At 60.5% G+C, this 13,051-nt stretch carries 7 protein-coding genes; 1 reads left to right on the forward strand and 6 read right to left on the reverse strand.

Going from position 1 to position 13,051, the window contains the following annotated elements; genetic code table 11:
• Positions 1–66: 66 nt before the first annotated feature.
• From QZL63_RS01810 to QZL63_RS01835, 6 genes are all read right to left on the reverse strand, one after another.
• Positions 67–2,700 (reverse strand): hybrid sensor histidine kinase/response regulator transcription factor, encoded by a 2,634-nt coding sequence (locus QZL63_RS01810; protein ID WP_290585555.1) that lies wholly within the window; start codon positions 2,698–2,700, stop codon positions 67–69.
• A complete protein-coding gene (locus tag QZL63_RS01815) occupies positions 2,690–4,111 on the reverse strand; it encodes a ligand-binding sensor domain-containing protein (protein ID WP_290585559.1) in 1,422 nt (473 codons plus the stop codon). Before QZL63_RS01815 ends, QZL63_RS01810 begins: the two co-directional genes overlap by 11 nt.
• A 142-nt stretch (positions 4,112–4,253) precedes the next feature.
• A complete protein-coding gene (locus QZL63_RS01820; protein ID WP_022307650.1) occupies positions 4,254–6,194 on the reverse strand; it encodes a glycoside hydrolase family 97 protein in 1,941 nt (646 codons plus the stop codon).
• Between the two features lie 73 nt (positions 6,195–6,267).
• Positions 6,268–7,791 carry a glycoside hydrolase family 125 protein gene (locus QZL63_RS01825; RefSeq protein WP_022307651.1) on the reverse strand — a complete coding sequence of 508 codons (1,524 nt, stop codon included), beginning with the start codon at positions 7,789–7,791 and terminating at the stop codon, positions 6,268–6,270.
• Between the two features lie 49 nt (positions 7,792–7,840).
• Positions 7,841–9,031 carry a glycoside hydrolase family 76 protein gene (locus QZL63_RS01830; RefSeq protein ID WP_022307652.1) on the reverse strand — a complete coding sequence of 397 codons (1,191 nt, stop codon included), beginning with the start codon at positions 9,029–9,031 and terminating at the stop codon, positions 7,841–7,843.
• A 36-nt stretch (positions 9,032–9,067) separates the two neighbouring features.
• Positions 9,068–9,781 carry a GDSL-type esterase/lipase family protein gene (locus tag QZL63_RS01835; RefSeq protein ID WP_022307653.1) on the reverse strand — a complete coding sequence of 238 codons (714 nt, stop codon included), beginning with the start codon at positions 9,779–9,781 and terminating at the stop codon, positions 9,068–9,070.
• Positions 9,782–10,071: 290 nt separating this feature from the next.
• Here QZL63_RS01835 and QZL63_RS01840 point away from each other — a divergent pair.
• Positions 10,072–13,051, forward strand: a 2,980-nt coding sequence (locus QZL63_RS01840) for a ligand-binding sensor domain-containing protein (protein WP_290585565.1), incomplete at its 3' end; no start/stop codon positions are given.

Genomic DNA, 13,051 nt, shown 5'->3' on the forward strand with positions numbered 1-13,051 from the left:
TTTTCAGACCCTTTTTATGCAAATCAAGATACCTTTTTCCCCTAAAGGCTGCAATCCGGAAATCTCCTATGGCTGCTGACGATACTCTTTGGGTTTGACGCCATATTTGAGTTGGAACTCGCGATAGAAATAGGACTTGTTTGAGATGCCGACCCGGTACATAACCTCCTGGACCGTCAGCGTAGTGGTCTTCAGCAGCCGGGCTGCCTGCTCGAAGCGCACCTCCTTGATGAACTCGCTGGGAGTGCGCCCCGAAACTTTCTTGAACTTGCGAGAAAAGGCCCGAGGCGTAAATCCGAGCTGCTCGGCAATCAGTTCGATCCGCAGATCCTCACGTTCGAGATGCTCGCAAACGGCTCCGACGACCGCATCCATGAACTCTTTGTCGGTACGATGCATCGCCAGTCCCTCGACCACCGTATAGGCACTTTCGGGAGCATTGTAATACTCCTTGAGCATCCGCCGGCTGGAGATCAGTCGCGCGACCGTGGCACCGAGGACCTGAACCGAGAAAGGCTTGGTCAGGTAGGCGTCAGCCCCGGCCTCCAACCCCTCGATCTGTTCACCTTCGGTTACCTTGGCCGAAACGACGATGATCGGCACGCTGCGCAGGAAACGGTCGCCGCGAACCCGGGCAATCAGGTCCAGACCGTCGTGACCGGCCATCACGATATCGGTCACGATCAGATCAGGGATCATCTCGCCGAGTGCGGAGAGCGCTTCATCAACACTGCAGCACGAGCGTACACGGTAGTCGGCCGAAAGCGCGGATTCGATCAACCAGAGGATATCGCGGTTGTCATCGACAACCAATACGGAGGCCTTGTCATCACGGCGCACGGCGGTAAGCCCGGCAACCGGTTCTGTTGCAGATGCAGTCTCCTCGACTGCCACGGGCTCCTCGGCCGGCTCCCGATACGGAAGCCGCACGGAGAACTCGGTAAATGAGCCGACCTCGCTGCGAACCGATATTTCACCCTCGAGCGCCTGCACCAAACCATGGCAAATGAAGAGACCCAGACCGTTCCGCGACGCCGAGTCGGTATACATGTTGCGGTCCATGCTGTCCAAAATCCGGTAACGGTCGAACACATGGGCAAGCCGTGCGGGTTCAATGCCACGTCCCGAATTCCACACCCGCAGCAAGAAGGTATCGTCCTCCACAACGGCCGTTATCCGGATGCGACCATCGCGGGGCGTGTATTTCATGGCATTTGATAGTAGATTGAGTACAATCTTCTTCAGGAACGAAGCATCGGTATTCCACACCAACCCCGGCGACACCTCCAGTAGCAATTCGATCCCGTTGCGGGCGGCCGCATCGGCAAACGACCGCACCTGCGGCGAAAGCAGTCCGCCAATATCCACCGGAAGGATCCGAACCCGCCCGAACCCCGCCTCCTCAATCTTGCGGAAATCGAGGATCTCCTGGATCAGGTCGTTCAGACTGCGAACATTCTCACGCATCACTTCGGTATATTTGAGCAGTTCGGGATCATGGATGGCCCCGGCAATGCGCTCGTTCATACCATTGATGAGAGTCAGCGGCGTGCATAATTCATGCGAGATATTGACGAAGAAGTTCACCCGCGCTTCAGTGAGCTTTTCGCGCGCCTCCTCTTCGACCCGCCTGACAATCTGCTGCTGACGCTTGTAGTGTCTACGCACGGCCGCGATTACAAGCATCACACAACCGGCGGCCAAAAGCAGGTAGATCACCCGTGCCACGGTCGTGCCATACCACGGCGGCAGAACGACGATCGGCAGCGAATAGACCGCATCGGCAGCATCCAGGACATGGCTTTTGTAACGTACATCAAGCCTGTATGTACCCGGGGCCGGATCGGTGAAGGTCACACGGTTGGTCTTCTGCAATTCAATCCAACTACTCTCGTCGCCGCCAAGACGATACGAATACTCAAAATTTTCACCGTTCAGGTAATCAACCGCAACGAACGACACCGTAAATCCGGCGACTCCCGGTCCAATACGCACGGGCGGAAGGTCGGACAACGTATCACGGCACGGAATCGGGAGCGAGGTTCCGTCAGGAAATTCCACTCCGATGAACTGCAACGGGGGACGATAATCCGCCTGCGGTTCAGACAACGGATCGATCCACACGACCCCGTTCACGCCGCCGAAGAACAGACGTCCCGTGTAGGGGCACTTCCAATAGGCATCGTCGCAAAACTCCGTCACATCGAGATCCGCCGCCGCATAGTTGTGGAAGAAGTCCGTTCGGGGGTTGTACTGTGTAAGGCCCTTGTTCGTACTGAGCCAAATGCAGCCGTATGCATCCTCTAAAACGCCGTGAACCATGTCGTTGGCAATTCCGTTGCGCCGATCGAACTGCCGGATATCGCCTCCGGGGGTCAGATGGATCAGCCCCGAACTGGTTCCGCAATAGAGCCCCGAACTGCGGCTGCGGCACAGGCTCAGCAGATCGCCCAAAGCCCGACGCTGCAAGCGTTGCATGTCCACGAAATCATAGTCCTTCGTACGGATGTTGAAACGTATCAGTCCGTAACCGCCGCGCAGACCGAGCAGCAGGGTCGAATCGCTCTCGCGGATCATCGCGTAAAACCCATTGCAGTCGCGGCTTCCCATGCGGAACCGGTAGCGACGCATTGAACGGATGACGGGCCGGTCTTCCGAACCGAGTGTCAATTCGATCAACGCCTCGGTATCACTTGCCACGAAGAGCGCCGAGGAGTCGGTTTGGCAAATCTCGCGGCCGTGTCTGATCGGTTTGGCAAATCTCGTGCACGTGTCTGATCTCGGACATCCCTTCCGGAGCATGAAGCGTCCGGATCCGGCCGTCGCGGTAATCATAACAGGAAATTCCGGGCCCTGACGACCCAATCCACAACAGATCGCCTACTCCGGGACAAAACGCGAAAACCTCATTGCTCGAAAGCCCGTTGCGAGTGTCAAACCGCGTGATGGCCGCTGCAAAATCGCGCAAGGGACGCCCCATCGCACCGCAAGCCGCATAGTCGCGGATACGGATCACGCCGCCGCCCTTCGTCCCAATCCAGAGCGAGCCTTCGTGGTCCGTATGGAGAGCCCGTACGGGGTTGAACACCTTCTCTGGCAGATCGGACATGAGCAACGTCGTAAAAGAGGCCTGTTTGTCGCAATACATGAAAGCTCCGTAACCATCGGTTCCTACCCAAAGGATATCCTGATAGCGATCGGGCCAGAGACAGAAAACCCGGTAGTCGGGAGCGATCATCTCGCATGGACCTCCCGCACGGGGCACACGGCCCAGTCCTCCGCCGAAAAAACCGACATAAACATAGGAATCAAAGGACCGGACGGCCGATGCGGTCAGCCCCCGCTCTCCGAGAGTCGAAAGGTCGGAGAGATAAACCGCCCTCCCCTTGCGGCAATCATAACGCCACAACAGCCCCGCATCATCGACAAAACAGAGTTCACCTCCGGACCAAGAGGCCTTCCGAACCAAAGTTTCCGAAATCCGCTCTGCGGATTCTTGGACCAAATGGACAGCCCCGGTCAATTCCATCCGATAGCGGGTCAGCATCCCGTCTCGCGCAAGCATCGCGAACGAGCCGACCGATTCAGCCCAGACGGCGACCACATCAGCCCTGCGGACTCCAGACATCGGTATTTCGACAAACGTTCCGCCACCAGGGCGATAACAGGCAACAAACCCGTCACCGGAAAAGAGCAGCGTATTGCCTTCCCCGTCCGAGACGATGTTGTCCGCCTCGACCGCCTCCATCATGTAGCTCTCGGTCACACGCCGCTCGTCAAGCGAAAACTTATTGACTCCCAAAGAAGTAGCAATCCACAGAAACCCCGATTCGGCCGGAACGATCCGCAATATAATATTACTTGACAGAGAAAGGTCGTTATCGAGCTCCATGCGGTAGACGAACGTCTCCTTACCGTCGTAAAGATGCAGGCCGTCATAGGTACCGACCCACATGTTGCCCATCTCATCCTGATACATTGCCAGCACAGCATTGTTCGCAAGCTGCATGCTCGAGGCCACAAGCTTACGTCCTGTCGCGACACCCGCATCGGCAGGCAGGAGCGACAGAAGCAACAACACGAAAAGAAGCGATCGTCGGATACGGTTCATCGAAGCGAATTCAATTCAAACGATAAAAGACCATTTACCCTATAAAGGTACGAAGATTTCGGAAAAGCGCAAAATGCGCCGTCCCCCTCAGCGAGGGACGGCGCCAGCATCGCGGTTTCGGACCGTCCGGACAGAAGGCCTGCTATTCGATCACGGCAGCCCAGCCTCCGTTGCGGGTCATGCGGATGTCGATCCGCTCCGAAGCATCGACCTGACGGACCCGGCGCCGGTAGTCCATGGCCTGCAGGTCGGCATTCACACCGTCCTCGAACGAGGTCATCCGGAACTGTCGTCCGGCGGGCAGGAAGTCGAGGCTGAGGCTCATCTCGAAAGGTTTGTCGGCCGTAATGCCGCCGATATACCAGCGGTCGCCCTTGCGGCGCGCCACGACCAGCTGCTCTCCCGCTACGGCATGCAACACGCGCAGCTCGTCCCACGTCGTAGGTACCGAAGCGATGAACTCCGTGCAGGGATGTTCACGCTCATAGAGCACCGGATTGTCGGCAAGCATCTGAAGCGGGCTTTCGAAAACGACGTAAAGCGCCATCTGGTAGGCCCGTGTTCCCGAGCCCATCGGATTGGCTCCCGTCGAGCGGTTCTCCTCGGGTTGCGACGAGAACATCGACCCGGGCGTGAAATCCATCGGTCCGACGGCATTGCGGATGAAGGGCAGCAGATTGCTGTTCTCGGGGCGGCAGCGGCCGCCCTGCTCGAGACCCAGCACCCCTTCGTAAGTGAGCAGGTTCGGATAGGTGCGGTAAAGTCCCTTCGGAGTATAAGATCCGTGCATGTCCACCAGCAGGTGATGTTCGGCAGCACACCGGGCCACCCGCTCGTAGAAACCGACCATCCACTGGTCGCTGCGGTCCATGAAGTCGATCTTCATACCGGCGACACCCCACTCCTCGAGCGTCGCGAACAGGCGTTCCATCTCCTGCTCGACCGAGAGCCACGTGAACCAGAGGATGATCCGCACGTTGCGCTCCCGGCCGTAGGCGATCAGCTCCTTGAGGTCGAGTTCCGGATTGGGATGGAAGACATCGGTCGTCGAGACCGACCACCCTTCATCCATAATAATATAAGGTATGCCGTAACGGGCGGCAAAGTCGATGTAGTAGCGGTACGACTCGGTGTTGCGGCCAGCCCGGAAATCGACACCCGTCAGGCGCATGCCGTTCCACCAGTCCCAACTCACCTGCCCGGGCTTCACCCAGCTCCAGTCCTCCGCGGCAGCCGGTTCGGAGAGCAGCCATACCAGCTCGTTGCGTACCAGGTCGGCATCCTCGTCGGCCACCACGGCCAGACGCCACGGGAAACTCCGCGTACCCTGCGTGCGGGCGATGAAAGGCTCCTCGGAACGGATCTTCAGACTCCGGTCACCATCGGGGCCGTACTCGGCCGGCACTCGCGGGAAACGGGCCTCGAAGGTCCCCTGTCCGTCGCGGTGAAGAAACATGCAGGGGTAATCGCGCACGTCGGCCTCGGCCAGCAGCACCTTGAAATCCCCGCCGAGCGAGGCCAGCACCGGCAGGTAGGTCATCCGCTCCGCATCGTCCGCTTCGGAGAGTGCCACCCGCGTATAAGGCTCCTCATACATCGTGCGGAAACCGCCGACGGAGGAGACCCACGCCTCGGCACCCGGCTCCAGGCCGATGCGGCAGCACTCGTCCCGGACCTCGATCTCGCCCGGCAGCGAGGTAACGAAACGGTAGGCCGCGCCATCGTCGAACAGACGGAACTCCAGGGCATAATCGCCCGCGAATTCGAGCAGCAGCCCGTTGTAGCGGTTGCGGACCTCGGTCCCCTTCGTGGGGTTCGTCCGCGGAAGCAGTTCATCTACGGAGGAGCGTTTCACGCGGCGCAGCCGGGGGTTCTCGCCCAGCGTGCGGTCGGCCAGAGAGAGGGCCGCCTCCCAATCGGGGATGAGCGTCCGCCCGCCCGCCTGCAGCGTACAGCCGATCCGCTCGCCGACATGTACGGTCAAATGCAGCGAGCCGTCGGGCGAAGCCAGTTCAAGCTCCCGGGCATGCACCGCACCGCAGAAGGCCAGCGTACAGGCCAACATCCAAACAAGTCTCTTCATCTTCGGAATATCGTTTTTCGGTTGTATGAAAAAGGGGCCGCAGCCAATGCCGCGGCCCCCGTATCAAGGCAGGCTACTCGATCTCGATCGAATTCAGCAGATCGACCTTGCCTTCGTTCACCAGCTTGAGGATCAGCTCGCCGAAGAGCGTGTTCTGCCAGGCGAACCAGGCGCGGGTGAAATCAGCAGGATCATTGACATTGAACGACTCGTGCATGAAGCCCGTGCCGGCATCGGTCGTCATGAGCATCTCGATGCAGCGCTTGATCTCGGCATCGTCCTGCGACGTGAAGGCCTTCATCATGATACTCATGGGCCAGGCCATGTCGTAACCCACATGCGGGCCGCCGATACCCTCGCCCGCCGTACCGCGGAAGAAATAGGGGTTCGACTCGCTCCACACGAAGCGGCGCGTATTCTGGTAGATCGGGTCATTGACATCCACATCACCCAGGTAGGGCATGGCCAGCAGGCTCGGAACGTTGGCATCGTCCATCAGGAAGCGGTTGCCGAAGCCGTCCACCTCGAAGGCATAGATCGTACCGAATTCAGGGTGGTTGTAGGTGGCGTACTTCTTGAGCGCGGTCTCCACCTCGTCGGCCAGGGCCGTGCACTCGGCGGCCATCTCGGGCTTGCCGCTCACCTCCGTCAGGATCTCGGCGGCCTTGCGCAGCGACGTCACGGCGAAGAAGTTCGACGGCACGAGGAACAGGAAGGTCGTGGCATCATCCGACGGACGGAACGCCGAGGCGATCAGTCCCACGGGATTCACCGGATTGCCCTTGCCGGCGTTGCAGACCGTATCGAGCTGCCGGTCGGTCACGCGCAGGAAGGTGTAGGGGCCCACGCCCTCCTTGCGCTGCTGCTCGCGGAACGTGCGGAGGATGTTCTCGATGGCGGCCATCCAGTGTTCGTCGAAGATCGACGTGTCACCGGTCACCTTCCAGTACTCGTAGGCCAGACGGATCGGGTAGCAGAGCGAGTCGATCTCCCACTTGCGCTCGTGAAGTTCGGGGCGCATGTCGGTCTGGTCGCTCATCCACTGGTGATCGGGATTCAGGTCCTCGGGGTCGAGGAAGGCGTTAGCGTAGGGATCCAGCTCGATGCACTTGAACTGGCGGCGGATCACGCCGGCGATCATGTGGCGCAGCTCCTCGTCCTTGTTGGCCAGCTGCACGTAAGGCCACACCTGGGCGCCCGAGTCACGGAGCCACATGGCATGGATGTCACCCGTGTAGACCATCGAGTCGTCCTTGCCGTTCTCGTCCTTGCGCGTCCAACGCACGGTCGTGTCGAGCGTGTTCGGGAAGCAGTTCTCGAACATCCACGCCAGGCGGGCGTTGGTCAGCACGCTCTTCACGCGGGCGATCTCGGCCTCGACGGCCTTCGACGTAAAGAGACGGTCGCCCTTGGCCGGACGGTTTGTCTTGGCATACTTCTTCGCCGCAGGACGGGCCACCCGCGTATTGTCGGCCTCCATCATAACCTGCGTGCACTCCGCCATGCGGCGGGGGGCCGGCTCCGAAGCCGTTACGGTTCCGGCGGCAAGCAGCGCGGCGGCTGCCATGCAAATCCGGGATAAATCGGTTTTCGTCATCGTTTTGCTTTTTGGTTTTTATCGGTTTTCTTAGTTTCTGTTCTGTCCGTCACTTGCCGGACGTCAGTCCGAGGCGGTGGATGCGTGCATACATCTCCACCATCGCCGCCTGCGTCAGCAGCCACTTCTCCGACTGTCGGTCGGCACCCGTGAAGTCGGTCTCGAAGAGCCCGTATTCGTCACGTGCATGGTTCCACGCATAGTCGAGACTCCGACGCACGGCATCGACATAGGTTGCGTTGCCGTCCACGCCGTAAAGTTCGATCAGACCGCGCACCATCACGGCCGAGAACCAGACGTTGCCCTTGCGGAGGATGCGGAACGCCTCGCCGCCCTCGGGCGTGAACTCCTCGAAGAAGAAGTCGTAGCAGGCCGCCGCCGTACGCTGCGCCTCTTTCAGGAAGTGCTCCTCGCCCGTAGCCTTGTAGAGCAGCACGCCGGCCTGGACCATCTGTCCGCTGTTGTAGGCGTACTTCGCCCGGGAGATGTTGCCGTCGAGCGACACGTTGTCGAAATAGAGGCCGTCGGTGGTATCCTCCAACCGCTCACGCGTCCACGCATAGAGGGCCTTGCCCTGCTCGAGGTAGTGCGGGTCCTTTGTCGCGGCATGGAGCTTGAGCGCATAGACCGTGCCCGGAGCGTTCGAGCAGGTGTTTTTCGAATGTTTCTTCTGCTCGCACCAGTAGATGCCGCCGCCCAGCACGTCGTCCATGCCGCTCTCGATGAAACGCCAGATCATCCGTGCGCTTTCGAGGTACCGCTCGTCACCCGTAGTGGCGTAGAGGTCGCAGAAGTCGATGCCCAGCCAGACATTGTCGTCGTAGAAGCGGTCCGAAGCGGGAGCCGAATGGATGTAGGAGGAGTAGGCCGCGGGCATGCGCACCGTATCGAGGTACTCGGCCAGTCCGGGCAGCACCCGCTCATCGACTACCGTACGGTACGAGGGGTCGGATTCGAGAATGGCGCTCGCGGCCGACAGCGTGCCCGAGAAGGGCCACAAATAGGAATAGGGATTCGGACGGGCCTGATCCTCCGAGGCCAGGTAACCGGCCTTGTAATCGGCGTTGAACGGGTGGTTCTCACGCAGCAGACAGTTTTCGGGGACCCCGTAGCGGGCGTAGATCGTGTCAAGCGTCGCCTTCGCGCGCTCCAGTTCACAAGCCGCATCCTGCGTGGCCGTACCGTTGCAGGCTGTCAGCAGGCAGGCTGCCGCAGCAGCCAGAAATAGAGATTGCTTCATCGGTTCTATGGGATATTGGGATTATGTCCGGATTTGCTACAGGGCAGGGGTCGGAGTCGTATAGCGCTCCTTGCGCGTACGGAGCGCCTTGTTGATCCCCTTGACCACCATCGGTTCCATGAGCGTGTAGCCGTAGAGGGTCGGATGGCATCCGTCCTCCGAAAAACGTGCGTCGAGGCCGCCCTGTCCGTTATCGAACGCCGAGTGGTAATCGACGTAGACGATTCCCTGTCGGGCGGCATACTCCCTGAGCAGGGCATTGAGCGCGCGGACCTTCTCGGCCGGCGCGATCTCGGGCCGCCACGAGAAACGGTCGCACGGCAGCACGGAGCAGAGCACCACGCGGATGCCGTTGTACTTGGCCAGCTCGCACATCGAAACGATGTTTCCGAAGGTATTCTCAAGCGAGATCGGGCCCTGGTTCTGCGCAATGTCGTTGATGCCGGCCAGAATCACCACCGCCCGCGGGTGAAGGTCGATCACGTCGCGGCGGAAACGGGCCAACATCTCGAGCGTCGTCTGGCCGCTGATGCCGCGTCCCACAAAGTTGTTCCGGGTAAAGAATTCGGAATCGATCGAAGCCCAGTTGTCGGTGATCGAATTGCCCATGAAGACCGCCTCGACGGATTGTCCCGCCAGTTCGGCGTTCTGACGCTCGTAGCGTCCGTACTGTGCCCAGTCCCGGTTCTCCTGAGCCGGGAGCGCCGCGGCGCAGAAAAGCGCCAGCGACAACAAAAGGATTTTCTTCATATCAGGTTGTTTGTCGGTTTCAGGTTTTGCGAGAACAAAAGTAGGAAACCCCGGAGAAACCGCAGTCCGTATCCATGAAGAAATAGTATGTTTTTATGCCAAACCCGTCAATTGGACATCCTGAAGACAAAAAAAGGCCTTTCAAGACGCTCAAACACACAAAACCGAAGCAGACGGCCGGATCATCGTGTCTGAATTCAGGACCATTTTCGCGGATGTTTGTCCGTTTTTCGGGTAAAAATTCATATTTTTGCACTATCCGAAACCAACTCGAACCAACACCGCTGCACATGATACGGAAAATCCTGTTCTCCGCCTGTCTGCTGTTGTCGGCTGCAGCTGCGGCCGCCGACAACCTCCGTCAGATTTCAAGCCGCGAGGGTATCTCGAACAACGCCATACTCTCACTGGCACAAGACCGTCACGGATACGTCTGGGTCGGCACCTGCGACGGACTGAACATGTGGGACGGCGAACGGATGCACCTGTACCCGAACGACTGGAGCGGCAACGAGCCGCTCTCGGGAAACCTCATCGAGGAGATCGCCGTGACGACCGACTCGCTCTTCTGGCTCCGCACCAACTACGGACTCGACCTGTTCGATCCCGATACCAAGCGGGTCGAGCGGCATCCCGATTTCCAGGGGTTGTACCGCATCGTGACGCGCCGCAGCGACGAGATCGTCGTCTTTTCGCCCGAAGAGCTGTGCAACGCCTACGATCCCGTGCAGCACCGCTTCGTGCGGGTCGGCATGCCCGCAGGCATCCGCTACGAGGAGCTGCTCGCCCTGCAGTTCGACACAGAGGACAACCTCTGGCTACTCTCCCGCCGGGGCATCTTCCGCATTCCGACCCACTTCGCCACGGGCGACAGTGCGCTCCGATTCGGACTCCCCGAACGGATCCCGACACCCGGCCTTCCCGAATACGCCTTTACCGACTGCGGCCGCATCTACTACATCGATCAGGCCGGAACACTCTACGAGTTCCTTCCCGACGGGTGCCAGTCGGTCTATCTCAAGGAGATGCACGACGAGATCGCCGGGATGGGCAGCGTGTCGAGCATCATCCGTGACGGCCGGGACTACATCGTCTCGTTCCAGACCAACGGCGTCATCCGTCTGCGCACCACCCCCGAACAGCGCGAGAAGTTCATCTCCGAACACATCAACATCGACTGCGGCGTCTTCTCGCTGCTGCGCGACAGCCGACAGGAGATCGTCTGGATCGGCACCGACGGACAAGGGCTCTTCCAGCGTACGCGCAACGCACACTCGTTCCGCTCGGTTCCCTTCTCAGCCCTGCCCTACAACCTCTCGAAACCCGTCCGGGCCATCCACTGCGACCGCGAAGGGACGCTCTGGATCGGCACCAAGGGCGAGGGCATCCTCCGCATCGAGGAGTTCCATGCCCGCAAACGGTTCGGCTCCGACCACACCTCGCAGATCACCACCCGCAACAGCCAGCTGATCGACAACTCGGTCTACGTCTTCGCCGGGAGCCGGCGCGACCTGCTCTGGATCGGCACCGAAGGTTCGGGGCTGAACTACTACTCCTACCGCGACCGCTCGCTGCACACGCTCCGCACGCCCGACGAACTGAAATACGTCCACGCCCTCTACGAGAGCTCGCCCGACACGCTGTGGGTGGCCACGGTGGGCTGCGGCGTCTTCCGCCTCGTGCTCGGCGGCGAAGGACCCTGCCCCACGATCCGCGACTGCACGAAGCTCCATTTCAACGACGTACTGGAGATCAAGAACTTCTTCTTCGCGCTCTGCCCCGAGGACGAGCGGACCATCTGGTTCGGAAACCGCGGCGAAGGGGCCGTGCGCTACGATGTGGAACGCGACACGTCGCGCATCTACCGCTTCGACCAGGGCGGCGAAGCCATCGCCAACGACGTCTTCGCCATCCACTGCAGCTCGCCCGACACGCTGTGGTTCGGCACAAGCCGCGGGCTCATCCGCCTCGCGGGCGACTCGGTCACCTTCGTCGAGGGGATGGAGGGCTCCGTGCACAGCATCCTCGAGAGCCGCCGCGGCGACTTGTGGGTCAGCACCAACCGCGGACTGAAGCAATACACCCCCCGCACGGGCGACGTGGTGACCTACGGCTACTCCTACGGGTTGAGCACCATCGAATACAGCGACGGAGCCGCCTTTGCCGACCCCCGGAGCGGAATGCTCTATTTCGGCGGCATCGACGGACTGGTGACCGTCGAGGAAACCGGATTCGAGGAGGAGCCCTACGCTCCGCCGGTTCTTTTTCGCGACGTGCGCCTCGGCGACGAGCTGCGCAGCGTCGATGCCCTGCTCTCGGACGACGGGGAGCTGACGCTCGGGCCCGGACAGCGGCTCCGGGGAATCAGTTTCATCGCGTTCGACTACATCAACGGCAGCAACTACACCTACTCCAGCCGGCTCGAGAACTACAACGACCAATGGTCGGTGACGGGCAATGACCTCACGTTCGCCGACCTGAAGGCCGGGCACTACCGCCTCGAGGTCCGCTACCGCAACAACATCACCGGAGCAGTGAGCCCCGTCTACACGCTTCCGATCCACCTCCGGCCGGCATGGTATGCCACGGTGACCGCCCGGGTGCTCTACGTGCTGCTGGGAGCAGCCCTTGCAGCAGGGCTTGTCCTGCACTACCTGCGCAAGTACCGCCGCCGCCGCGACGAGGAGCAGCAGCGCTTGAAGACCCGCCGCCGGGAGGAGATCTACGAATCCAAGCTGCGTTTCTTCTCGAACATCACCCAGGAGTTGTCGATGCCGCTGACGATGATCTCGGGCCCCTGCCAGCAGATCATCGCCTACGACCGCTCGGATGCCTACATCCTCCGCTACGCCCGGATGATCCGCCAGAACGTCTCCCGGCTCCACAACCTGATCTACATGCTCCACGAATTTCGCGGCACCCACTCGCAGAACGACGAGCAGGAGCATATCGAGCTGGTGCAGGTAACCGAAATGGCCCGCAACATCCTGAAGGGATACGAGGAGTACGCCCGGCAGAACAGCCTCCACGACCGAGCCGAAATCGAGGAAAACCTCGTCTGGCCGACGGGTCGCGAAGCGCTCTCGACGATCCTCGACACCCTGCTGGCCAGCGCCTTCAAGCACACGCCCTACAACGGCACGGTACACCTGACCGTCCGCAGCGAGGGCGGCATGCTGCTCATCGCGACGACCAACGACAGTGCGGGAGTCAATCTCGAGGAGATCGAGATGATCTTCGACCGCCATCGGGCCCTCGACTACTTCGAGC

Origin of the sequence: Alistipes sp. CAG:268, assembly GCA_000434235.1 — a bacterium.
Lineage (GTDB): Bacteria > Bacteroidota > Bacteroidia > Bacteroidales > Rikenellaceae > Alistipes > Alistipes avistercoris.